This is a genomic window from Novosphingobium sp. GV079 (assembly GCF_003058045.1).
Lineage (GTDB): Bacteria > Pseudomonadota > Alphaproteobacteria > Sphingomonadales > Sphingomonadaceae > Novosphingobium > Novosphingobium capsulatum.
On the sequence record NZ_QBUE01000011.1, the window covers coordinates 62104 to 86623 of the forward strand.

Genomic DNA, 24520 nt, shown 5'->3' on the forward strand with positions numbered 1-24520 from the left:
TCGGGAATATTGCGCGACGAGCCGACGCTGAAATGGCGGTTTTTGGTCCAGCCCCACAGGGGTTGCCCGCTAAAAGGCCCTGGCAGCGTTGCTCGGTCTTGCAAGAGGCCCACTCTTGCTTCGTCCTCGCGCCTCCCCAGAGCCTTTTAGAGGGCAACCGTGACGTTGTGGAATTTGTCCACACCGCCTAGGCGGCATTACGCCTGCTGCCCCTCCACCCGGCGCAGGCGCTCAATCTCCAGCTCGACCTGGCTCATCATGCCGGTCTGCTGGCGCGCCATCTGCTCCACCGATCCCAGCAAGTCGCCAATGCGCGAGAACGAGGCGAACATCGCGCCGAGGCTGGCGGTGATGACATCAAAGCCATTGCGGGCATTGCCCAGCTTGGCCTCTGTCTGCGCGACATGGCCACCCAGGCGCGTCATCGAATTGTCGACCTGGCCCAGCGATTCGCGGCTTTGATCGAGCGTGGTGCGGGTCATCTTGGCCAGGCTGCGCACTTCGTTGGCGACGATGGCAAAGGCGCGCCCGGCCTCGCCGGCGCGTGCCGCCTCGATCCCGGCGTTGAGCGAGAGCAGGTTGGTCTGCATGTTGATCTTGTCGATCACTTCGACGATGTCGCGCAGCTGGGCCATGGCCTGGGCGACATGGCCGAATTCGGTATCGAGCACCCCTTCCCCATCGCTGTGGGCCAGGCCCGCCAGCCGCTGCTCGATCTCGGTGCGCATGGCATCGACATTTCGGCGCACATCCTCGGTTCCGCTGGCCACCTGGTCCAGCTCGTGCGCGAGGCGCGCGGTCTTCATCACGAAATCGGTAAGCCGGCCCAGCAACTGCTGGCGCAGCCCGTTGATCAGGCGCTGCTGGTTGAGCCGCGTTTCCACGAAATAGCGCGCGAACTGCGCATAGTGGATGGGGAACTGCTCCACGAACGGTTCGGCCAGCACCTCGCCCGGCGCGGGCTTGAAGAAGACCACCGCCGTCAAGGTCTGGTTGACGTTGATGCCCAGCAATTCGCCAAACGTGGAAAAGCCCGCCGCCGGCACATCGCCCCACAGCCCGTCCAGCGCGCCGAGTTGCGCGCCATTACCCAGGCGGCGCAGGATGCAGTCGTTGAGCAGGGCGCCCACCGGATGCGGCTTGCCCCGCAGGAACGCCTCCAGATCGGCCCTGGTCTGGCCGGCAAAATCGGTGGCGGCCACCAGGTGCAATTCATCGCCGGGATTGATGTCGCAATAGAAATGCACGGCCCCGGCCGCCACATCGATGCTGGAGATGGAGCGCACGAACAGCTGGTCGTTCAGGCGGATGGCAAACGTGTGCCCTTGCAGGCGCTGTTCCAGATCATGCGGCTGGCACGCCATCATGGCGCTGAGCGCATCGACCACCGGCACGATCTCCACCGAGCCGGGCTCCACCACCGAAGTGACGCAGCGGGTTTCGGCCGAAGCTTCCATGATGATCACGCTGCGCCCGGTATCGACGAAGTTCTGCGTCTTGAAGATGCCGAAGCGCGCATCGTCGCGCATCTTGGCAAAGACGATCACCGCATGGTCCTGCAAGAAGCGTTCGCCATCGAACAGCCAGGTCGCCTGGAAATCCAGCTTGCCGCCAGCCGATCCACCGATGAACACGCATGGGAAGCGGCCGCAGCGATAGACCGCCTCCATGAAGAAGTTCTCGCTGGCGGAAAGCCCGTCGATCAGGGTGAGTGCCAGCGTATCATGGTGCCGCACCGGAAATGACACCGACAGGCGCGAGAGGTGACCGGCAATCTCGTCGACGCGGGCCTCCTGCGCCTTGCTGGGCCTGCCGGCGCGAATATCGGCGTTCGCCAGGGGAACGGCGTGGATGCTGGTAGCGGCAAACAGGTCGGGTCCGAAGACCTGCACCACCACGCTGTCCCACACGCCATCGGCCGGGCAATAAAGTGGCCCCTGGCCATCGCCGCACAGTTCGCCCGCCGTGGTGACTGCCACCACGCGCGTCGGCGCGCACAACGGACGCAAACGCTGCACCACCGTTTCGAAATCGACGTGCGGTGACACATAGGCCATGACCAGCGCTGCGGCGACATCGCCAAAGCGGAAGGTTTCGTGGCCCAGCCCTTGCAGCATACTGTTGCTGCGCACCACACGCATCGACGGCTGCGCCAGCGGGACAAAACTCTCGACAGGCGGCACGTCTTGATCCCACGCCGTCAAGGCAGGAGGTGGCGCGGGCGCGGCAGGGCTCCCAAAGACTTTGCGCAATCCGAACATGGTCGTCTCCGGCATTTTGGCCGGCTTAGACCCGCCATGGCCAACAAACCGTTGGGCGCCCCTGCGGAAAGTGCGTAGCCCGTTCAGAGCAGGAAATCGCCCTTTGCCAGCGACAGACTGCCTTGCAGCAGCAGCGCGAAATCAGCCAGGCCATCGCCGTTGATGTCCCCCTGAATCAGGGTGTTGCCGCCGGTGATGGCGTAGCGCAACTCGCCTGCCACATGATGAAATGCGGCCGTGCCGATGAACGCAAAGGCATCGTCGGCGCTGGTCAGGCTGTTGGCGTCAATCGGTGTCAACACGATCAGATCGCCTTCCGCATGCTTGAAATCGGTGATCACGTCACACGTGGCGGCTGTGCTTCCGGCAAATTCGATCACCCGCTCAAACACGAAGCGATCGGCGCCGCTGCCGCCGGTGAGCCTGTCCTGGCCCGATCCGCCGCGCAGGGTATCGGCGCCGGCCATGCCGTTGATCGTATCGTTACCGCCGTTGCCCGACAGGATGTTGTCGTTGGCATCGCCGAGCAGGGTATCATTGTGGGCTGAACCAGTAACGCGCTCCACGCCCGAGATCGTGTCCTTGCCCAGGCCGGCGGCGGTCCCATCGCCCACCCCCGTGGCCAGGTTGACCGTGACGCCCGCCGTCGCGCCGGCGTAGGTGACAAGATCAAGGCCGGGGCCGCCGACATAGCGATCGTTGCCCAGGTCATCGCCCGCCAGGAACGTGTCGTTGCCATCGCCGCCCGAGAGAATATCGTCCCCCTTGCCGCCCGAAAGCTTGTCATTCCCGCCATAGCCATAGAGCCGGTCGTTGCCGGCGTTGCCATAGAGCGCGTTGTTCGCCTCGTTGCCCACCAGCGTGTCGTTGCCGGAGCCGCCGTAGCAATCCTCGATCGTCACGTTGTAGGCGATGCCCAGGTTGTTGGACACGCTGACATTGGTAAACCCCAGCGTGGAATAGGCGCCGGGGTGGAGATCGACCCAGCAATCGAGCTTGAACGTGCGCAGGTCGATCAGATCCTTGCCGCCGGCATCCCAGATCGTGGCGTAGAACGGGCTGCCGGGCGAATAGGCATAGGTGTTGTCGCCGGCATGATAGCTCATGTTCGCGCCATAGATCGCCTGGATCGCGGCGATATCGTAAACCATAGGCGTCTGGATGATATAGTCGAAGTCTTCCTTGGCCGGGTTATAGGCATAGACCCCATAGGGATCGTTGTAGGACATGATCGTGTAGTTGCGATAATCATACCCGGTGGGAATGATGAAGCCTTCGGATGGATGCGCCAGGCCCAGGGCGTGGCCGATTTCGTGCATCAGGGCGGTGAAATTGTAGGTATTCACCGCATAGGAATCGCGCCCATAGAGCGGGTTGATCCAGATATCGCCGTGGCTATTGGCCAGGCCGCCCGCCGTGGCCTTGGTATAGCCCCAGGCATCGCCCACGCGCGAGGACAGGCCCAGGCGAATGTCTCCCACCGTGCCACCGACGGTTTCGGCCACCTGCTTGAACGAAAGGTTGGCCACGTTGGACCATTGCGCAAACGCCAGAGCGACATTGGCATAGTCGCCAGACGGCAAGGCGCCGACCGTGGCTGCGGTCATTTCGGTACCATAGCCACTGGCAAAGGCCGAGGCGACGCCGCCGCCCCAGATGAAGCTGTAGCTGACCACCGTCTTGCCGGCCGAAACGGTGGACCACGCCAGGCGATAGGCGGGATCGGCCTGAAGCAAGGCATTGAACCGCGCATCGGCGGTCAGCGAATAGGTCTTGACCGGCGATGCCTGGGTATACGTGGCCACGCGTGCATTCCCGAACGGTTGAAGGCCTGCCTTGGTAGGCAAGCCTGCCGCGTTACGGGACGGACGACAGGTTCAAAGTGGAGGCGTGAGCGCGCCTCCCCCTGGCAAGGCGCCCAGGCTAGAGCACGAAATCAGTGGCGGCAAAGGCGATCTTGCCCGCCGCTTTCAGCCAGAAATCAGCCACGCCATCGCCATTGACGTCACCCTGGATCACCGTGGCGCCGCCGCTGTACATATAGCGCAATTCGCCCGCCACCTTGTGGAAATTGGCGGTGCCGATGAAAGTGAAGGGATCATCGGCATTGGCGTTGGTGCTGATCGCATCGATCTGGTTGAGCTTGATCACGTCTTTCTGCGTCTTGCTGAAATCGGTGATCACATCGCAACTGGCTAGGTCTTGCCCGGCAAAATCGGAAATGGCGGTAAAAACGAAAGCGTCCGCGCCAGCGCCCCCGGTCAGCGTGTCCTGCCCTGCCCCGCCGATCAGGGTATCGGCATCGTTGCCGCCCAGCAGCACGTCCTTGCCCGCGCCGCCGTTGAGCGTGTCGTTACCGCCATTGCCAGTGAGCGTATCGTCGCCGTCGCGGCCGAACAGCACATTGGCGATATCGTTGCCGACGAGTTTGTCGGCCCCGCTGCCGCCCGTGGCATTTTCGATCGTGCAGTTGAAGGCAATGCCCAGATTGTTGTTCAGCGTCTGCAGGTTGTCGAACACCAGGGTAGAATAGGCACCGGCGTGCAGATCGACGCGGCACCCCTTGGAAAAGGCGCTGACATCGATCGTGTCATTGCCGCCGCCATCCCAGATTGCGGCGAAGAACGGTGCCGTGGCGGAGTAGCTGTAGGTATCGTCACCCGCGTGAAAGCCGGTGTTGGCGCCATAGATCGCTTGGATCGCGGCGATGTCATAGACCATCGGCGACTTGATCAGGTATTCGGTCTGCCCCGTGCCGCTGTTCACCCACCACACCCCCTTGGAATCGGTGTAGGACATGATCGTGTAATTGCGCACGTCAAAGCCCGAGGGCATCTTATTGCCTTCAAACGGGTGATCGAGGCCCAGGGCGTGGCCGACCTCGTGCATCATCGCCATGTAGTTATAGGTGCCCACGGCAAACGAGCCGTTGCCATAATTGGGCGAAATCCAGATATCGCCATGGGCATTGGCCGCGCCGTTGGAAACCAGCTTGCAATAGCCCCAGTATTGTCCGCTCACGCTGGACGATTGCGCGACGCGGATATCGCCGACGCTGCCGCTGTCGGTCTCGCTCACCTGGGTAAAGGTGATGTTGGCCACATCGGACCACGCCTGGAACGCCGCCTTGATGTTGGCGATCTGCGCGCTGGGCATGGCGCCATGGGTGGCCGCGCCCGGTTCGCTGCCATAGCCATTGGCAAACTTGCTGGCGACGCCATCGAGCCACGGGAAGCTATAGGTGATCGCCGTCTTGCCATCGGCAATGGTCGACCACTTGGAGCGGAACATGGCCTTGGAATAGAGCAAGGCGTCAAAGTATTTGTTGCCGGTGAGCGCATAGGTCGAAACGACCGACGCATCGGTATAGTTGGGCATGGGGGTGTGGTCCTTGATCGCACGATGCCCGGCTGGCGGGCTTTCCATGGCGAACAGGCCACATAGACCATCAACAGCGCGTATGTTTAAGGGCACGTGCTTGCACCCAATTGGCATTATCCTGCCGTTATCCGGCAGGTTTCTGCCGGTTCAACCCGCGTTTCCCTAGGTATTCCCCCGATCAGGCGGCCATGCCGGCCGCGTGCGCGCTGGCCCAGGCCCACTGGAAATTATACCCGCCCAGCCAGCCGGTCACGTCCACCGCCTCGCCGATGGCGAAAAGGCCTGGCACCTTGCGAGCTTCCATCGTGCGCTGAGACAGTTCGGCCGTGCTGATGCCGCCGGCGGTCACTTCGGCCTTGGCAAAGCCTTCGCTGCCATCGGGCATGAAATCCCAGGCATGCAGGCGCGCCTGCGCGGCGCGCAAGGCCTTGTCAGGCAGGTTGCCCATTTCGGCCGCCAGGCCAAGCTGATCGGCCAGGGCGGTGGCCAGCCGCTCGGGCAGCGCCTCGCCCAGCACGCTGCGCAGGCCGGCGCGCGGGCGCTGGCGCTTGGCATCGAGCAGCCAGTCGCCCGTGCGGCCGGGCAGGAAATCGATCCGCACGGCCTCGCCGCGCTTCCAGTACGAGGACACCTGGAGGATCGCCGGGCCGGACAGCCCGCGATGGGTAAACAGCGCCGCTTCGGGAAACCGCGCCTTGCCGCAGCTGGCTTCAACCGGGGCGGCAATGCCGGAAAGCTCACGAAACAAGGCCGCTTCGGCCGGCAGCGTGAGCGGGACCAGCGCGGGGCGCGGTTGCACCACCTTGAGGCCGAATTGCCGCGCCAGGTCATAGGCAAAGCCGGTGGCGCCGATCTTGGGAATGGCCGGGCCGCCGGTGGCGATGACGAGCGACGGGGCGGCAAATGCGCTTTCCCCCGCGCTGACATGGAACAGGCCATCGGCGTGGCGCACCGCGCCGATCGGGCTGTTGCAGCGCACCTGCGCGCCAGCGGCGGCGCACTGGTCCATCAGCATATCCACGATCTGGCGGGCAGAGCCATCGCAGAACAACTGCCCCAGCGTCTTTTCATGCCAGGCGATGCCGTGGGCATCGACCAGGGCAATGAAATCGCCCGGGGTAAACCGGCTGAGCGCGGAGCGCGCGAAATGCGGATTTTCGGACAGATAGCGATCGGGCGCGGTGTGCAGATTGGTGAAATTGCAGCGGCCGCCGCCGGAAATCAGGATTTTCTTGCCCGGCTTTTCGGCGTGATCGAGCACCACCACGCGGCGCCCGCGCGCAGCCGCCGTGGCCGCGCAGAACAGGCCAGCCGCCCCGGCGCCCAGGATGATCACATCGTGCGTCATGCCGGGCGCCGTGGGGGATTGGTGGAGGTTTGGCAAGAGGATGGGCGGTTGGGGTGCAACATGCCCTCCCCCAACCCCTCCCGCACGCGGGAGGGGGGTAGGTAGGTGTCCCTCCCGCAGGCGGGAGGGGCATGTCAGGTTCGCTTAGATGTGCAGGGCGCGGCCGTAGGCGGCGAGCACCGATTCATGCATGGATTCGCTGATGGTCGGGTGCGGGAACACCGTGTGCATCAGTTCAGCCTCGGTGGTTTCCAGCGTCTTGCCCACGACAAAGCCCTGGATCATTTCGGTCACTTCGGCGCCGATCATGTGCGCGCCCAAGAGTTCGCCGGTCTTGGCATCGAACACCGTCTTGACGAAGCCTTCCGGCTCGCCCAGCGCGATGGCCTTGCCGTTGCCGATGAACGGGAACGTGCCGGCCTTGACGGTGTAACCCGCTTCCTTGGCCTTGGCCTCGGTCAGGCCGACGCTGGCGATCTGCGGGTGGCAATAGGTGCAGCCGGGGATGTTGGCGCGGTCCATCGGGTGCGGGTGCACGTCCTTATTGCCGAGTTCGGCCGCAATGGCTTCTGCCGCGATCACTCCCTCGTGGCTCGCCTTGTGCGCCAGCCACGGCCCGGGCGTCACGTCGCCGATCGCCCACAGGCCCTTGGCGCCGGTGCGGCCATAGCCGTCGATCTGGATGAAGCCGCGCTCCATCTTCACGCCCTGTGCTTCAAGCCCGATGTTCTCGGTATTGGGCACGATGCCGACCGCCACGATCACATGGCTGTAATCGCCGTCGATCACCTTGCCGTCCTTGGCCTTGATCTTGGCCTTCACGCCATTGGCCGACACCGCCAGGCTTTCCACGCCCGCGCCGGTCATGATCTTCATGCCCTGCTTGGTTAGCGCCTTTTCGAGGAATGCCGAAACATCGGCATCTTCCACCGGCACGACGCGATCGAGCATTTCAACCACGGTCACGTCAGCGCCCATGTCGTTGTAGAAGCTGGCGAACTCGATACCGATCGCGCCCGAGCCGATGACCAGCAGCTTGCTCGGAAGCTCCTTGGGCGTCATCGCGTGGCGATAGGTCCACACGCGGTTGCCATCGGCCTTGGCAAACGGCAGGTCACGCGCGCGGGCGCCAGTGGCGACGATCACGTGCTTGGCCGAAATCGTTTCGGTGCCCTTGTCGCCGGTCACTTCGATGCTGGTGGGGCTCTTCAAGACGCCCGTGCCCATGTGCACGGTGATCTTGTTCTTCTTCATCAGGTGCGTCACGCCCTGGTTAAGCTGCTTGGCCACGCCGCGCGAACGCTTGACCACCGCGTCCAGATCGGCGCGGATGTTGTCGGCCGCCAGGCCATAGCTCGCCGCGTGCTTCATGTGGTTGAGCACTTCGGCCGAGCGCAGCAGCGCCTTGGTGGGAATGCAGCCCCAGTTGAGGCAGATGCCGCCGAGCAGCTCGCGCTCGACAATGGCGGTCTTGAGACCCAGCTGGGCGCAGCGGATTGCCGCTACATAGCCGCCAGGACCCGAACCGAGGACGATCACGTCATATTGATCAGCCACTTGGAATTCTCCTTATTCGTCAACCGGGCGGGGCCGGCCGGTGCCGTCAACGGCAACAAACGTGAACTTGGCCTGGGTGACCATCGAGGACTGCTCGCGATGGCGTTCGCGGCGCCATGCCTCGATGGCGATGGTCATCGAAGTGCGCCCGGTCTTTTCGATTTCGCCATAGACCGACACCTCGTCACCCACCTTCACCGGATTGAGGAACTGCATGCCGTCGAGCGCGATGGTGACCGCGCGCCCGCGACAACGCCGCGAGGCGATCAGCCCCGCAGCATTGTCCATCAGGCACATCAGCCATCCGCCGAAAATGTCGCCATAGGCGTTGCAATCCGCCGGCATGGCGGTGACGCGGATGGCCGGCTCGCGGCTGCTTACGCTCATGCCACCAGCGCCAACGGATTTTCGACGATCTGCTTGAACGCCTGCATCAGTTCGGCGCCATCGGCCCCGTCGATCGCGCGGTGGTCAAAGCTGCCGGTGGCGCTCATCACCGTCGCCACGCCCAGCGCGCCATCGACGATGTAGGGGCGCTGCTCGCCAGCGCCCACGGCCAGGATCATGCCCTGCGGCGGATTGATCACAGCTTCGAACTGCTTGATGCCGAACATGCCGAGGTTGGACAGCGAGGCCGTGCCGCCCTGGAATTCGTGCGGCTGCAGCTTGCCTTCGCGGGCCTTGCCGGCCAGCTGCTTCATCTCGGTGGCGATGGCCGAGATCGACTTGGCTCCGGCATCCTTGATGATCGGCGTGATCAGGCCCGAAGGCGCGGCCACGGCCACCGACACATCGACACGGGTGAAGCTGCGCAGCTCATCGCCGGCAAAGCTGACGTTGCACTTGGGCACCTGGACCAGGGCCTTGGCCAGCGCCTTGATCAGCAGGTCGTTGACCGAAAGCTTGACGCCCTGCGCTTCGAGCGCGGCGTTCAATTGGCTGCGCAGCTTGAGCAGCGCATCGAGGCGCACGTCGACCGTAAGGTAGATGTGCGGGATGGTCTGCTTGGCTTCGGTCAGGCGGCGCGCAATGGTCTTGCGCACGTTGTTGAGCTTCTGCGCTTCGTAAGGGATGCCGAAATCGGGCACTGCAGCCGGTGCGGGCGCCGCAGCCGGGGCCGGCGTGGCGGCGGCGGGCGCAGCCGGGGCAGCAGTGGCGGCGGGCGCTGCAGCAGCACCGGGCTTGGCCCCCAGCACATCGGCCTTGGTCACGCGGCCATTCGGGCCACTGCCCTTGACGGCCGACAGGTCGATGCCCTTTTCAGCGGCAATGCGCTTGGCCAGCGGCGTGGCGATGACGCGGTCGCCCTTGGCGGCCGGGGCAGCAGCAGGCGCAGCGGGTGCCGGGGCGCTGGCAGCAGGCGCCGGCGCGGCTTCGGCGGCCTTGGCCGGCGCAGGTGCGGGTGTGGCCGGTGCCGGGGCGCTGGCATCTTCGTCTTCGCCGGCGATCATGGCGATCACCGTGCCAACCTTCACGCCTTCGCTGCCTTCGGCCACGTCGATCGACACGATCGTGCCTTCGTCCACCGCTTCGAATTCCATGGTGGCCTTGTCGGTTTCGATTTCGGCCATGATGTCGCCCGAGGAAACCTTGTCACCAACCTTGACGAGCCAGCGGGCCAGCGTGCCCTCTTCCATCGTTGGGGACAGGGCGGGCATCTTGATCGCGATGGGCATGGGCTGTTTTCCGTGTCCTTGCTGACAAAAGTGTCAATTCGGTTTGCAAAACTGGTTTTTTCTCAAAAATTCGGGTTAAATCGAATTTTCGTTTCACCACTCCATTTCACCAGCCTTGCACCTTCGGTCAAGCCTTTAGCGACGCGCGCAGGCGATGATTTTTACGCATCCTGCTGTGCCCGTGCACCTCACCTATTTGCCAGAACCCCGCATTCGCGATACCACATGCGCGAAACGGGGGCGGATCAAGCACATGCCAGACCAGCAGCGCATCTATCTGGTGATCATGGACGAGACGGAGGAAGCGGCGCGGGCCTTGCGCTTTGCCGCGCGCCGCGCGGTGCGTACCAATGGCGGGGTGCATATCCTGGCGCTGGTACCACGCCAGGAATTCGTCGCCTTTGCCGGGGTGCAGGCCACGATCGAGCAGGAAGCGCACGATCGCGCCGAAGTGCTGGCGACAGCCGCCGCCGGCAGCCTCGCCAGCGAATCTGGCCTGGCGCCGCTGATCAGCGTGCGCCAGGGCAACGGCCCGCAGGTGGTGCGCGAATACCTCAAGGAACACCCGGAAGTGTCCGCCCTGGTGCTGGGCGCGGCTCAGGACAATCCTGGCCCGCTTATCACCCACTTTGCCGCGGCCGCGGGCACCCTGCCCTGCGTGCTGATGATCGTGCCAGGTGGCGTCGATGACGAGACGATCGACGCGGTGAGCTGACGCCGCCCCTCCACCACCGCTTCGCGGCGGTTCCCCTCCCCCCGGTGGGGGAGGATCAGCAGGTCCTCCCCCACCGGGGGAGGTGGCGGCCGCAGGCCGTCGGAGGGGGTTACTTGCGCTTGCCCTGGTGTCGAATGTTGCCGGGCCGGCCGCGTTGGCCGACCATGTGCTTGCCGCGGAACTTGGGCTTGCCATCCAGCTTGCTGCCACGCCGTTCGATACGCTGTACGCCTTCGGCCACGTCCACCGGCTCGAACTTGAGCGCGCCGGTGAGCGGGTTGGCTTCGGCCAGGCGCAGCTTGAGGATCATGCCCATGGCAAATTCCTCGCCGCTCAGTTCGCCGACCAGGCGCTGGGCCTTTTCATCGTAATTGAAGCGCTCGGCGCCCAGCGTGGAGACCGGAACCAGGCCGTCGCCGCCCAAGCCCAGGATCGTGGCGAACAGCCCGAATTTCTGCACGCCGCTGATGCGCGTGTCGAACACCTCGCCCACGCGGGTGGATAGCCAGGCGGCGACATAGCGGTCGATCGTCTCGCGCTCGGCTTCCATCGCGCGGCGCTCGGCAGCGCTGATGGCATCGGACACCCGCGCGAGATCGCCCCTGTCACGATCGGACAGGCCCGAGGTGGCAGGCACGGCATGGTCGGCCGGACGCGGCTGCTCCAAGCCATAGGCATCGACCAGCGCGCGGTGCACCAGCAAGTCGGCATAGCGGCGGATCGGCGAGGTAAAGTGGGCATAGCTGCCCAGCGCCAGACCAAAGTGGCCGGCATTGCGCGGGCCGTAATAGGCCTGGGTCTGGCTGCGCAGCACCGCTTCCATCACCAGCGCCTTTTCCGCCTCGTCGGTCACGTCTTTGAGCATGCGGTTGAACAGGCCCGGCGTGATCACCTGGCCCAGCGACAGCTTGCGATCGAATGTGGCGAGATAGTCCTTGAGCGCCAGCAGCTTTTCCCGGCTTGGCGGCTCGTGAATGCGATAGACCACCGGCGCGGTCTTGGCTTCCAGCGCCTTGGCCGCGGCCACGTTGGCCGCGATCATGAAGTCTTCGACCACGCGGTGCGCATCGAGCCGCTCGCGCAGGGCGATCTGGGCGATGCGGCCCTTCTCGTCGAGCATCACGCGGCGTTCGGGCAATTCAAGTTCCAGCGGATCGCGCGCGGCCCGGGCCTTTTCCAGCAGGCGCCAGGCTGCCCACAGGTTCTGCAGGTGCGGCTCGGCCCGATCTTCATCGATGCGGGCCTGCGCCTCTTCATAGGCGATGACTTCGTGGATGCGCACCAGCGCGCGGGTAAAGCGGAAGTCCTTGATCCGGCCATCGGCGGCAATGTGCAGATGGCAGGCCATGGCCGCGCGATCGGCGCCGGATTTCAGCGAGCAGACATCGGCGCTTAGCACTTCGGGCAGCATCGGCACGACGCGATCGGGGAAATAGACCGAATTGCCGCGCTTGCGCGCATCGCGATCGAGCTGACCGCCGGGGCGCACGTAAAAGCTGACGTCAGCGATGGCGACAAGGGCGCGGAAGCCGCCCTCGCCATCGGGCTCGGCCCAGATCGCATCGTCGTGGTCGCGCGCGTCGCTGGGATCGATCGCGACGATCGGCAGGGCGCGCAGGTCTTCGCGGTGATCGTGGCTGAGCGGCAGCTTGGCAGCGACGTGCGCCTCGTCCAGCGCTTCGGGCGCGAAGGCCATCGGGATGCCGTGCTTGTGGATCGCGATCAGGCTGAACGCGCGCGGCGCCAGCGGATCGCCCAGCACCGCCGTTACCCGCATGCCAGAGCGTGGGCTACGACCGGCCGGCTCTGCCAGCACGAGTTGCCCGGCCTCTGCCCCGCCCAGATCGGAAATCGGCGCGGCGTGGCGCTCGCGCTTGTCGATCGGGGCCAGCCAGCCCTTGCCCACGCCATCGAGTTCGACCACGCCCATGACCTGCTCGCTTTGCTGCGGCAGCTTCTTCATCGGGTGGGCCAGCCACTTGCCACTGCCCGGCCCGCCAACTTCCTCGGTGCGGGCCAGCACGCGATCGCCCGGCTTGAGCGCGGCCTGGCGATCACGCGCCTTGCCCTTGGGCTCGATCACGCGCAGGCGCGGCGGCGGGCTGGCATCATCGGGCTGCCAGCTGTCGGGAATGGCCAGGACATGGCCTTCATCGATTTCGACGACGCGCAGCACCGTCACCTTGGGCACGCCGCCCATGGCGTGGAACGCGGTGCGGTTGCCGTCAATCAGGCCCTCTTCGGCCATGTCCTTGAGCAGCGCCTTGAGCGCGATCTTTTCCGTGCCCCTCAGGCCAAATGCCTTGGCAATCTCGCGCTTGCCGGCTGGCTCTGCACTCTGGGCGATGAAATCGAGCACCTGCTGGCGCGTAGGGAGTCCCGCGGGAAAATTGGTCTTGGCCATTCCAGCGCATGTGGGCGTTTGGCGCGCAAAGCGCAACCTTTGCCGCGCGCGTCACGCCGGGTGCAGCACCACCACCTTGGTATCGGGGCGATCGGCGGGAATCCAAGTGAACTGACGAAAGGCCAGGTGCCCGTCCCAGGGATGGTCGAACCGGCGCAGGCCACCTTCGCGGCCCTGCACCACCTGCTCATCCCACAGGCTGGCGAATTCAGCGCTTTCCCCGCGCAAATCGGCCACGATCCGCTCGCTGACAGGATCGCCATGCCGCCCGGCATGATCGGCGCGAAATTCCGCAATCAGGCGGCGGGCGCGCTCGTGCCAATCGGGCAGCATGGCGCGCGCTTCAGCCCGCAGGAACATGTAGCGCAGCAGGTTGCGCTCTCCCAGATCGTCGAGCCAGCCGGGAAACAGCCGCGCCGCCGCCGCGTTCCAGCACGTGGCGCGCCAGGTGCGATCGAGGCCATAGGCCGGGCCGGGCGCGAAATCGACCAGCACCCGCACCGAATCGGGCGCCTCTTCCAGCGCCAGGGCGACCGGCGCCTCGGGATCGAGCCGGCCGGCCAGTTCGAACAGATAGGCACGCTCTGCCACCGACAGCGCCAGGGCCCGCGCCAGCCGGGCCAGCGCATGGGGCGATGGATTGGCCTCGCGCCCCTGCTCCAGCCAGGCCAGCCACGTGGTGCTGATCCCGGCGCGCACCGCCAGTTCCTCGCGCCGGAGGCCGGGGGTGCGGCGGCGGCCGCCGGCCTCGGCCGGGCTGCGTTCGCGCATGGCGCGCAGGAAGCGGCCCAGTTCCAGTCTCGTATCGGTCATGGCAGCACTTATAACAGGATAAACGCCAATCTTGTAACAGGGTAAATCGCGCGCCACACCCCGCCGGGAAAGGACAGACCATGACCCAGCCCAACCACGACAGCCACGCCGACGCCCAATTCGGCAGCCGCGCCGCCGCCTATGTTTCCAGCGCCGTTCACGCCCAGGGTGCCGATCTCGCGCGCATGGCGCAGGCGCTGGCCGAACGCCGCCCCGCCCGGTTGATCGACATCGGCACCGGCGGCGGCCACGTGGCCTATGCCGCTGCGCCGCATTGTGCCGAGGTGATCGCCACCGATCTTTCCCCGCGCATGCTGGACGCTGTCGAGGCCGAAAGCGCGCGCCGTGGCATGGCCAACATCGTCACCTGCGTGAGCGCCGCCGAAACCCTGCCCTTTGCCGATGGCCATGCCGATGCAATCAGCAGCCGCTTTTCCGCGCACCACTGGAACAGCCTGGCCCGCGGGCTGGCACAGGCGCGGCGGGTGTGCCGGCCCGGCGGGCTGGCGCTGTTTGCCGATGTGGTGGCGCCGGTCCAGGCGCTGTGCGACACGCACTTGCAGGTGATGGAACTGCTGCGCGATGCGTCACACGTGCGCGATTACAGCGCCGCCGAATGGGTGGCGGCGCTGGGCCAGGCCGGCTTTGCCGTGACCGCGATCCAGCCGGGGCGCTTGCGCATGGACTTTGCCGAATGGACCGCGCGGATGGGCACGCCCGCCGCCCATGCAGCGATGATCCGCCAGGTTCAGCAACAGGCCCCGCGCGAGGTGCAGGATCACTTTGCGATCGAGGCGGATGGCAGCTTTACCATCGACACCCTGCTGATCGAGGCGGTCGCAGCCTGATCAGGCGTCCAAATCCACTGGCTCCGGCCCGTAGCGGTTGGTGCCGGGGGTGGACGGCCGCGCCGCCACTGCCACCAGCAAGGCAAGGGCCAGCCAGCCGATCGCGGCAATGCTCCAGTTGGTGGCATGGAGCGCCGCGCCGGGGTGGCCAGGGCCCTGTTGCTGCATGACCGCCATGGTGTGCGCCACTTCGCGCGGGGCGGCTGCCAGCGAAATAAGATAGGGCACGCCCGGCAACAGCGCGAACCAACCGGACAGCCCGCTATCGTGCAGGCGGCGCACCAGGCTGGACAGCAGCATGGCTGCGGTGATCAGGCTTATCACGATGCCCAAGATCATGATCTGCGGCAGCGCGGCGGTGATGTTGGCCTGTACGGCAGTGGCCGTGGCGGCAGGATCGGTGCTGTTGCGCGCGGCAGTGAAGGCCGTGTTCATCGTGCTAGCCATCAACGGCACCGTTGCCACCGTGCTGACAACCCACCGCAGCAGCAGCAGGAACACCGCATAGAGCCAGAACTGCTTGCGGCCATCGCGGCCGGTAAGCGTGACGAGATTACGCAAGCCGTGCTTGATGGCGTGAAGCATGAAATTTCCCCTGTGGCCTGGTGGCCACGCAATCGTGTGGTTTAGTGCTGGGCCTGCTGTGGACCGAAACCGCCGCCCGGCACGGCCGAGGCCACCGGGCTACTGCTGCCATCGGCCGCGATCGCGCTGACGCCAAAGAACCAGTCATCGCCGCGCACGCCGGGCAGCGTGACATGGGTATCGCTGGTGGTCTGCACGGGCTTGGCCGGCCAGCCCGGTGCATCGGTGGCGCGCTGCCACACGGCATAGCGCACCGCGCCGGCCACCGGTTGCCAGGCAATATCGGTAAAGGTCTGGACCGCCGCCTTGACAGTGGCGACCGGCGGCATCGGTGCACGGGCCAGCGCCGCCAGCCCGGCAACGTTGAGGCGGGTCACCTTGGCGAGATAAGCGAAATCCATGGCATCGACCGTGTCGCCATAGGGGCGGCCCTGCTCGGTGCGCAGATCCTGGTGCTGGCGATCATAGTTTTCGACCGCGACCGAAAAGCGCACGGCGGGATAGCCCAGCGCCTCGAACGGCAGATGATCGCCGCCCCGGCCCATGCGATCGGCGCGCCAGACCTGACGCACGGCAAGGCCGGTCTTCGCGGGATTGGTCAGGCCGGCCAGCCAGCGCGAAAGATTGCGCGAGGGGCTGTCGTTCTCGCCCCCGATCGCCCGCTGCGCACGGCCGAGCGCGGCATCGCCATCGCCACGCGGCCCTTCGGAAAAGACGCGGACATGGGCATCATCCACCAGCCCGTCAGACCCGCGCGAATTGCCGACGATATCGTTGTTGAACATGGCCTTCACCGTCCAACCCTGGGCCTTGGCGTAATCGGCCAGCAGCTTGCCGCCATAGAGCCCCTGCTCTTCGCCGCTGAGCATGGCATAGACGATGGTGGTCGGAAACTTGCGGGTGGAGAGCACGCGCGCGGCTTCCAGTACCAAAGCCGTGCCCGAACCATCATCGTTGGCGCCGGGGGCATCGGCGGTGACATTCATCACGTCGCTCACGCGGCTGTCGATATGGCCGGCGACGATGACCACCTCGTTGGGTCGCTCCGTGCCGCGCTGGATGGCCACGACATCAACGATCTTGGTGGGCGTGGGCACGCGTTCGCCGGTCACCGTGGTTTCGGGGGTGACGATGGTGAGGCACTGCCCGCAGGCCGCACTGCTCGCCGCGAACTGCGCCTTGGCCCAGGCCCGCGCCGCGCCGATACCCCGCTTGGGATCGGTGGGAGAGGACATGGTGTGCCGCGTGCCGAAGCCGACCAGGGTTTCGACATCGGCCTTGAGGCGCTGTGGCGAAACCTCTTGCGCATGAAGCGGCACGGCCAGGGCGAGGAGCGGAAGAGCAACGAGAGCGCGGGTCATGTTGCGCAAGGTAAACGAAATTTTGCGGGGCGTAAGGGGGAACTTGGGACATTCCCTCCCCCAACCCCCTCCCGCTTGCGGGAGGGGTCGGGGGAGGGAATGTTTTACAAAGCGCTCAATAAGCCCGGGCGATATAGATCGTTTCCACCGCCGGCTCTCCCGTGAACGGGCACGTGCCGGTGGGCGCGGGACCGTCAAGCGGGCTATTACGGATGGTGAGCTTCAACGCCTTGAGCTGTTCCACCACCTTGTCGAGCGCGGCGCCGGTCGGGCGCGACCAGCCCAGTTCCACCCAGCCGGGGAACTTGCGGTCTTCGGCAAAGTAGGCGGCCAGGCCATCGAGATCGGTCACGCCGCGCTCGATCTGCGCATCGCGACGCGCCTCTGCCTGGGCGAACAGCGCAGCCTGGATCGATTCCAGTTCGGCCACGGCGCTGGCGACGAAATCGTCCTTGGCCTGGCCGACGAAATTGACCTTGCCATCCTCGCGCCACAGGCGATCGCGGCGTACGGCCGAAACCTGGCCGTTTTCCGCATCGCGCCCGCCGATTTCGAGGATCAGCGGCACGCCCTTCTTGACCCAGGCCCAACGCTTGGCCGTGGCCTTGCCGGGACGCTTGTCGAGCAGGACACGCACCTTTTCATCGAACACGCTAAGCGCCGCGAGCGCCTTGCGCAGGTCTTCGCAATAGGCGAGCAGCGCTTCATCGCCGTCGTTATCGCGCAGCATCGGCAGGATCACGATCTGGTGCGGCGCCACCTGTGGCGGCGTCTGCAACCCATCATCATCGCCATGCGTCATGATCACGCCGCCGATCAGGCGGGTCGACACGCCCCACGACGTGGTGTGGCACAGCGCCTGCTGGCCTTCCTTGTCCTGATAGCGGATGCCGGCTGCCTGCGAGAAGGTGGTGCCGAGATAGTGCGAGGTGCCGGCCTGCAGCGCCTTGCCATCCTGCATCATCGCCTCGATCGAATAGGTCGCGACGGCACCGGGGAAGCGTTCGTTTTCAGGCTTGGGCCCGGCGATGACCGGCAGCGCCAGGACGTCTTGCGCAAAGCCGCGGTACATTTCGAGCGCGCGCAGGGTTTCTTCCATGGCGTCGGCCTCGTCCGCATGGGCGGTATGGCCTTCCTGCCAGAGGAATTCGCTGGTGCGCAGGAACATGCGGGTGCGCATTTCCCAGCGCACGACATTGGCCCACTGGTTGGTCAGGAGCGGCAGATCGCGCCACGATTGCACCCAGCGCGCCATGGCCGCGCCGATCACCGTTTCCGAGGTGGGGCGCACGACCAGCGGCTCTTCCAGCTTGGCTTCGGGATCGGGCATCAGCCCACCCTTGGGATCGGCGATCAGGCGGTGATGCGTGACAACCGCCATTTCCTTGGCAAAGCCTTCCACGTGGTCGGCTTCCTTGGCGAAGTACGACAGCGGGATGAACAGAGGGAAATAGCAGTTTTCGACGCCCGCTTCCTTGATGCGTGCGTCCATCAGCTTCTGGATGCGTTCCCAGATGCCGTACCCCCATGGCTTGATCACCATGCAGCCGCGCACGCCGGATTCCTCGGCAAGCTCGGCCTCGGCGATGACCGCCTGGTACCACTGGGCAAAGTCTTCTTCGCGCTTGATCGGCAGCGCGTGCTTGATCTTGGGCTGGTTCATGCCCTGCCGGTTAGCCGGTGCGGCGGATCGGGGCAACGCCCCAATGCACGCGCACCGGCAAAAATCGGCGGCTTACTTGCCCAGTTGATCAAGCTTCTTCTGCATTTCGGCCATCTGCTTGCGCAGTTCCGAAAGTTCGCCCTCGCCACCGGCAGGAGCGCTGGCGGGCTTGTCATCCTCGCGCGGGGTGGCGCCGGGGACAAACGCAGCAGCGGCAGCCTTGAACATTTCCATGTTGCGCTGGGCAATCTGCGCCAGCGGGTTGGAACCGATCGAATCCTCGATCGCCTTGCGCAGCTTGTTCTGGTTCTCGCGGAAGTGTTCCATCGAGGCTTCCAGATAGCCCGGCAGCAGCGCCTGCATCGAATTGCCATACATCGCGATCAGCTGGCGCAGGAAGTTGGTCGGCAGCATCTGCTCGCCGGTGGCTTCCTCTTCCATGATGATCTGGGTGAGGATCGAATGGGTCAGGTCGGCGCCACTCTTGGCGTCGATCACTTTGAACTCGACATTTTCCTTCACCATCTGGGCGAGGTGATCGAGCGTGATGTAGCTGGACGTCCGCGTGTTGTAGAGACGGCGGTTGGCGTACTTCTTGATGATGACGGTATCGCCGTCCTTAGCCTGATTTGCCATTTTTATCGGACCCCCGCTGGGAATGTCGTACACGATTAGCAGATGCAGTATGTGCGGCGCAATATGAGTTAATCAAGGTGCAAGACATGCTTTGTCGCGCAAAAATCGGCGGCCCAGCAGGGTAAGCAGCTCATATTGGGACAACCCGCTGATTTTGGCGGCTTCTGGCAGATTATAAGCCACGTCGAGCCAGTCCCCTTCAACCAGCGCGGGCGCATCTGTTGCGTCCACTATGGTCATATCCATCGAAATCCGGCCAATCACTGGCAAGGTCTTGCCCTGCCACAAAAATTCGCCCCTGCCAGACCATGTGCGCAGATAGCCGTCGGCATATCCCAGCGCGACCACCGCGGCTGCAACAGGGCGATCGGCGGTAAACGTGGCATTATAGCCGACATGATCGCCCGGATGGAGCTGGCGCCGCTGGATCACGGCCGCCTGCGGCCGCGCCACTGGGGCGATCATGCCCGCCAGTTCGCTGCGCACAATGCCGCCATAAAGCGCGATGCCCGGCCGCGTCACATCGGCATGCCACGGGGCACCCAGCGCGATGCCGGCGCTGTTGGCAAGGCTGTAGCGCCGGGCCTTGATTTGGGCGCGTACCGCCTGAAAGCGGGCGAGTTGCTGCGCATTCTGCGCCACATCCTCGTCCGCGCTGGCAAGATGCGAAATGCAGCAGTCGATATCCAGCGCCGCCAAGCCGGGATCGCCCAGATCGGCCATCGGCAGGCCCAGGCGGTTGATCCCGGTATCGACCATCAGGTCGCAACGCCCGCCGCCCGCGGCCAGCCAGCGCTGCACTTGCGCCAGGGAGTTGAGCACCGGGGTAACCCCAGTGGCGCGGGCATAGGCGACGTCGGCCGCGTTCATCGGGCCATGCAGCACGTGGATCGACGCGGCCGGAACATGGGGCAGCAGATCGGGCACTTCGCACCAGTGCGCCACGAACCAGTCGCGGCAGCCGGCCTGCGCCAGGACCGGCACCACCCGCGCCGCACCCAGGCCATAGGCATCGGCCTTGACCGCAGCGCCAGCGCTGGCCGCGCCGCTCAGGCGATCGAGCGCGCGCCAGTTGCCGGCGAGGGCCGTGGCATCAAGGGCAAGCCGCAGCGCGGCAGGGGGCAACGGAACGGAAGAAAAAACAGACAACGTTCGATCAAATCCTGATGGATGAAAGCGTTTCAGGCTGGCTCGTCCTGCGGCAGGCCGCCCTTGAGACCCCACAGCGACACCACCAGGGCCACCAGGACGACAACCCAGGTATACCACAGCCCGGCATAGGGATCGCCGGTCTTGGCGATGATGAGTGTGGAAAGAAACGGTAGGAAGCCGCCGAAATAGCCAGTGCCGATGTGATAGGGGATCGACAGCGAGGAATAGCGGATGCGCGGCGGGAACATTTCGCACAGCGTGGCAGCAACCGGCCCATAGGTGGCGCCCGACAGCGCCATGAGGCCGAACAGCACCAGCACGACCAGGATCGCCCGGCCTGGCGTGGGCGTAATACGCGCCAGATCATAGCCGGCCTTGCCCAGCAGGCCTTCCAGCGCCTTGCCCCGCGCCTTCTTGTCGGCCCAGGGATAGGCTTCCAGCGGCAGGCGCGCGGCGCCGGCGTGCAGCGACAGCGCGGCAGCATGTTCGAGGCGATAGGGCACGCCGGTGGCGGTGAGATCCGACAGCAGCTTGCCGCACTGGCTAGCCTGATCGATGGCAAAGGCTTCGTAGCGACAATCGGGGCCGGCCACGACCACGGGCAGCTCACGCGCCTGGCGCGCGAGATGCGGATTGGCCAAGGCACCGATACCCCAATAGAGCGGGAACAGCAGCACCAGCGTGGCGACATAGCCCCACACGATCGGCGCCTTGCGGCCCACGCGGTCGGACACGTGGCCAAAGAACAGGAACGAGCCGACGCCGAACAGCGCGGCGATGCCGACGATGATCTCGGCCGCCGTGTCGTTCATCCGCATGGCCGTTTTCAGGAACGTCAGGCTGCTGAACATGGCGGTGTACCAGATCACCGTCAGCCCGGCGGCAATGCCGAACAGCGCGACGAGCAGCCGCTTGCGGTTGCCCGGTGCGGTCATGCATTCGATAAAGGGATTGCCGGCCAGCTCGTTTTCCGCCTTCATCGCCTGGAATACCGGGCTTTCCGAAAGCTTGAGCCGCATCCACAGCGAGATTGCCAGCAGCGCCAGGCTGAGGATGAACGGCACGCGCCAGCCCCACGCGGCCCACAGTTCCGGGCCGAATGCCGCCTTGCAGCTGAGCACCACGACCAGGCTGAGGATGAAGCCGCCGACCACGCCGGCCTGGATGAAGCTGGTGAAGAAACCGCGCCGTTCGGGCGCGCAATGTTCCGCGACATAGACCGCCGCGCCGCCATATTCCCCGCCTAGGGCAAGGCCCTGCGCCACGCGCAGCAGGATGACCAAGGCTGGCGCGGTATAGCCGATGCTGGCCGCCGAAGGCACCAGGCCGACGCCCGCCGTGGCCACACCCATCAGCGCCACAGTCGCCAGGAACGTGTATTTGCGCCCCAGCCGATCACCCAGGAACCCGAACAGTACAGCGCCCAAGGGGCGAAAGCCAAAGCCCACGGCAAAGACCAGCCAGAACAGCAGCAGTTCCAGCGTGGCATTGCCGGTGGGAAAGAACGCCTTGGACAGGATCGTGCCCAGCGTGCCGTAGATGAAGAAATCGTACCATTCGAACACCGTGCCGGCGGAACTGGCAGCAATCACCAGCCGAATGTCTGCCGCGGTCGGTTCCGCGTGGGTGGTGTTCATGGTGCGTAATTTCCCCCGGGGCACTGTTATCCGGGAATGCCTTAGCCTGCCTTGGCCGGCTCCGCCAGCGCTGCCAGCGCCGCGTCCCACGCCAGCACGATCGCGCCGTGGCGGCCGGGATAGTCGCGCGCGGTGCGCAGCAGGCCGATGCCCGGCCAATCCGGCTCTGCCCCCTCGCCCGCCAGCCATGCGCCCAGTTCGGCGCGCGCCTGCGTCAGGCTTTCGGCCGTGTGCCCGATGGCGGCGGCGGCAAAGACCTGGGCGGCGGCCTGCCCCACGGCGCAGGCATGGGGACGAAGGCCGATGCGGGTGATCTGGCCGGCATCGTTACGGGCCAGGCCGATCTGCAGCGTGCTGCCGCAGGCGCGCGAACGCGCCTCGCCCACCAAAGGCAGGCTCTCGTCCCACGACCATTGCGCCAGCGACATGGCGGCGGCCAGCACCTCGGGCGTGTAGAGAACGGTGGCGCTCATCTCAATTGTCGGCGCTGACCGCATGCTTGCGGTGATGCGTCGCTTTCTTGTGCGCGGCGGTGCTGGGCTTGGGCGTAGCATCGCCATCAGGCGCGTTGGGATCGTCGGCCGCCTGGGCCGCAGCATCGCGCCGCTCGGCAATCATCGCCACCAGTTCCTCGCTCGCGGCATTGAGGAAGGGATAGGTGCGCGCCGCCGTGATCCATTCCGGCCGGCCCTTGACGCCCCAGACGACGTCATAGGCAAAGACCAGCAGCGAAAAGCCCAGGACCATGAGAATGGCGCCTTTGACCGCGCCAAACCCGAAGCCGAGCAGCCGATCGATCGGCCCCAGCATCGAATCGCGGCTGGCCGCACCCATCTTGCGCGCGATCAGGCGCATCAGCCCCCAGGGCACGACCATCAGCAGCGCATAAGCAAGAACGCCCGCGCCGGTTTCGGTCTTGAGGTGGGGTTTTAGTGCCTCGGTCAGCGGTTCAAGGCCATAATGCACTGCCACCAGGACGATGCACCATGCCGCAAGCGACAGCACCTCCTCCACGAAACCGCGAAAGAAACCGCCGATCGCGCCGACCGCGACGACCAGGAAGACAACATAATCGAAGCCGGTCATATCCCGGCGATTAAGCGCCGGCCATCACCCGGTCAACGAGATTTGGGAGCAGGCGGATCGGGGAATAGCGCAAGCCCTCCACCTTTTCCGCCGCGCCATCGGGGCCGTGCAACTGGGTAAAGCCCAGCTTGGCCGCCTCGCGCAGGCGCACCCCGGAATGCGCCACGGGGCGCACTTCACCGGCGAGCGAGACCTCGCCAAACCAGGCGGTGCCAGCCGCCAGGGGCCGATCGGCCAGCGCCGACACCAGCGCGGCGGCAACGGCAAGATCGGCCGCAGGATCGGTCAGGCGATAGCCGCCTGCCACGTTGAGATAGACTTCGGCCGAGGAAAAGCTGAGGCCACAGCGCGATTCGAGCACGGCGAGCAGCATCGCCAGCCGGCCTGAATCCCAGCCCACCACGGCGCGTCGCGGCGTGGCGCCGCTGGCCAAGCGCACGGTGAGCGCCTGGATTTCGACCAAGACCGGCCGCGTGCCCTCCAGCGCCGGAAACACGGCGCTGCCCGGCACCGGCTCTTCCCGGCCCGACAGGAACAAGAGCGAGGGGTTGCCCACTTCCTCAAGCCCTGCTCCGGCCATGGCGAAAACGCCGATTTCGTCCACTGCGCCAAAGCGGTTCTTGATCGCGCGCAGGATGCGATACTGGTGGCTGCGCTCCCCTTCGAAGCTCATCACCACGTCGACCATGTGTTCGAGCACGCGCGGGCCCGCGATCGAACCATCCTTGGTGACGTGCCCCACCAGAACCAGCGCCACGCCGTTTTCTTTGGCGTAGCGGATCAGCTCGAACGCGCAGCCGCGCACCTGGCTGACCGTGCCGGGCGCGCCTTCGATCTGGTCGGAATGCATGGTCTGGATCGAATCGATCACCAGCAGCGCCGGCGCGTCCATGCTGCCCAGTGTGGTGAGGATATCGCGCACCGAAGTGGTGGAGGCGAGACGGATCGGCGCTTTGCCCAGGCCCAGCCGATCGGCGCGCAGGCGGATCTGGTCCGACGCCTCTTCCCCGCTGATATAGACGACCATGCCGCCGCTGTTGGCGATGCTGGCCGCCGTCTGCAGCAGCAGGGTGGACTTGCCGATCCCGGGATCGCCACCCATCAGGATGGCCGAGCCCGGCACCAGCCCGCCGCCCAGGGCGCGATCGAATTCAGCCAGGCCCGTCTTGCGCCGCTGCGGCAGGGCAACCGGGCTATCGAGCGAGACGAACTGCACCGCGCGGCCGCCGCTCGACAGGTCATGCTTGGCGGAAAACACCGTCTGCGGCGCTTCTTCCACCAGGGTGTTCCATTCGGCGCAATCGGGGCACTGCCCCTGCCAGCGCGGAGAGACACTGCCACAGGCCTGGCAGATATAACGACGTTTGGGCTTGGCCATGAGCCCGCGCTAACGCGAA

Annotated in this window: 20 protein-coding genes; 2 read left to right on the plus strand and 18 right to left on the minus strand. The window is 65.5% G+C overall.

Annotated elements, in window-relative coordinates; genetic code table 11:
* Window positions 1–197: 197 nt before the first annotated feature.
* The 7 genes from C8K14_RS14665 to C8K14_RS14695 all read right to left on the minus strand — a co-directional run bounded on the left by C8K14_RS14665 (window position 198) and on the right by C8K14_RS14695 (window position 10223).
* On the minus strand, window positions 198–2132 hold the full coding sequence (locus C8K14_RS14665) for an FIST N-terminal domain-containing protein (RefSeq protein ID WP_158272939.1): 1935 nt from the start codon (window positions 2130–2132) through the stop codon (window positions 198–200).
* Window positions 2133–2344: 212 nt separating this feature from the next.
* Complete coding sequence (locus C8K14_RS23050; protein ID WP_107717200.1) at window positions 2345–4066, minus strand: M10 family metallopeptidase; 1722 nt, start codon at window positions 4064–4066, stop codon at window positions 2345–2347.
* A 118-nt stretch (window positions 4067–4184) separates the two neighbouring features.
* The gene (locus C8K14_RS23205; protein ID WP_133726825.1) at window positions 4185–5639 is read right to left on the minus strand and encodes a M10 family metallopeptidase; all 1455 of its coding nucleotides are present in this window, start codon (window positions 5637–5639) and stop codon (window positions 4185–4187) included.
* A gap of 181 nt (window positions 5640–5820) precedes the next feature.
* On the minus strand, window positions 5821–6990 hold the full coding sequence (locus tag C8K14_RS14680; protein WP_107717202.1) for an NAD(P)/FAD-dependent oxidoreductase: 1170 nt from the start codon (window positions 6988–6990) through the stop codon (window positions 5821–5823).
* A gap of 144 nt (window positions 6991–7134) precedes the next feature.
* Window positions 7135–8547 (minus strand): dihydrolipoyl dehydrogenase, encoded by a 1413-nt coding sequence (gene lpdA, locus C8K14_RS14685; protein WP_022677072.1) that lies wholly within the window; start codon window positions 8545–8547, stop codon window positions 7135–7137.
* Between the two features lie 12 nt (window positions 8548–8559).
* Entirely contained in the window at window positions 8560–8934 is a 375-nt protein-coding gene (locus tag C8K14_RS14690) for an acyl-CoA thioesterase (protein WP_022677071.1), read from the minus strand.
* Entirely contained in the window at window positions 8931–10223 is a 1293-nt protein-coding gene (locus C8K14_RS14695) for a pyruvate dehydrogenase complex dihydrolipoamide acetyltransferase (protein ID WP_107717203.1), read from the minus strand. Before C8K14_RS14695 ends, C8K14_RS14690 begins: the two co-directional genes overlap by 4 nt.
* A 253-nt stretch (window positions 10224–10476) precedes the next feature.
* Here C8K14_RS14695 and C8K14_RS14700 point away from each other — a divergent pair, with 253 nt between their 5' ends.
* The gene (locus C8K14_RS14700) at window positions 10477–10938 is read left to right on the plus strand and encodes a universal stress protein (RefSeq protein WP_062783000.1); all 462 of its coding nucleotides are present in this window, start codon (window positions 10477–10479) and stop codon (window positions 10936–10938) included.
* Window positions 10939–11047: 109 nt separating this feature from the next.
* Here the strand turns inward: C8K14_RS14700 and C8K14_RS14705 are convergent, their stop codons facing one another.
* Window positions 11048–13342 (minus strand): ribonuclease R family protein, encoded by a 2295-nt coding sequence (locus C8K14_RS14705; RefSeq protein ID WP_107717204.1) that lies wholly within the window; start codon window positions 13340–13342, stop codon window positions 11048–11050.
* A gap of 51 nt (window positions 13343–13393) precedes the next feature.
* The gene (locus C8K14_RS14710; protein WP_107717205.1) at window positions 13394–14155 is read right to left on the minus strand and encodes a helix-turn-helix domain-containing protein; all 762 of its coding nucleotides are present in this window, start codon (window positions 14153–14155) and stop codon (window positions 13394–13396) included.
* Between the two features lie 80 nt (window positions 14156–14235).
* Between C8K14_RS14710 and C8K14_RS14715 the strand changes: the two genes are divergently transcribed.
* The gene (locus tag C8K14_RS14715; RefSeq protein WP_107717206.1) at window positions 14236–15003 is read left to right on the plus strand and encodes a class I SAM-dependent methyltransferase; all 768 of its coding nucleotides are present in this window, start codon (window positions 14236–14238) and stop codon (window positions 15001–15003) included.
* On the opposite strand, the gene C8K14_RS14720 is transcribed toward C8K14_RS14715, so the two are convergent.
* From C8K14_RS14720 to radA, 9 genes are all read right to left on the minus strand, one after another.
* Entirely contained in the window at window positions 15004–15588 is a 585-nt protein-coding gene (locus C8K14_RS14720; protein WP_107717207.1) for a DUF805 domain-containing protein, read from the minus strand.
* Window positions 15589–15629: 41 nt separating this feature from the next.
* Window positions 15630–16949 (minus strand): M28 family peptidase, encoded by a 1320-nt coding sequence (locus C8K14_RS14725; RefSeq protein ID WP_107717208.1) that lies wholly within the window; start codon window positions 16947–16949, stop codon window positions 15630–15632.
* 115 nt (window positions 16950–17064) lie between these two features.
* Complete coding sequence (gene proS / locus C8K14_RS14730; RefSeq protein WP_054131028.1) at window positions 17065–18612, minus strand: proline--tRNA ligase; 1548 nt, start codon at window positions 18610–18612, stop codon at window positions 17065–17067.
* 72 nt (window positions 18613–18684) lie between these two features.
* Complete coding sequence (gene phaR, locus C8K14_RS14735; protein WP_022674919.1) at window positions 18685–19248, minus strand: polyhydroxyalkanoate synthesis repressor PhaR; 564 nt, start codon at window positions 19246–19248, stop codon at window positions 18685–18687.
* 72 nt (window positions 19249–19320) lie between these two features.
* Window positions 19321–20397, minus strand: coding sequence for an alanine racemase (locus C8K14_RS14740; protein WP_107717209.1), 1077 nt, complete (start codon window positions 20395–20397; stop codon window positions 19321–19323).
* A 32-nt stretch (window positions 20398–20429) separates the two neighbouring features.
* Window positions 20430–22037 carry an MFS transporter gene (locus C8K14_RS14745; RefSeq protein WP_107717210.1) on the minus strand — a complete coding sequence of 536 codons (1608 nt, stop codon included), beginning with the start codon at window positions 22035–22037 and terminating at the stop codon, window positions 20430–20432.
* Window positions 22038–22078: 41 nt separating this feature from the next.
* Window positions 22079–22510 carry an iron-sulfur cluster assembly scaffold protein gene (locus tag C8K14_RS14750; RefSeq protein ID WP_166643363.1) on the minus strand — a complete coding sequence of 144 codons (432 nt, stop codon included), beginning with the start codon at window positions 22508–22510 and terminating at the stop codon, window positions 22079–22081.
* Between the two features lies 1 nt (window position 22511).
* Window positions 22512–23123 carry a CvpA family protein gene (locus C8K14_RS14755; protein ID WP_107717211.1) on the minus strand — a complete coding sequence of 204 codons (612 nt, stop codon included), beginning with the start codon at window positions 23121–23123 and terminating at the stop codon, window positions 22512–22514.
* Between the two features lie 10 nt (window positions 23124–23133).
* Window positions 23134–24501, minus strand: coding sequence for a DNA repair protein RadA (gene radA, locus C8K14_RS14760; RefSeq protein WP_107717212.1), 1368 nt, complete (start codon window positions 24499–24501; stop codon window positions 23134–23136).
* Window positions 24502–24520: the final 19 nt, after the last annotated feature.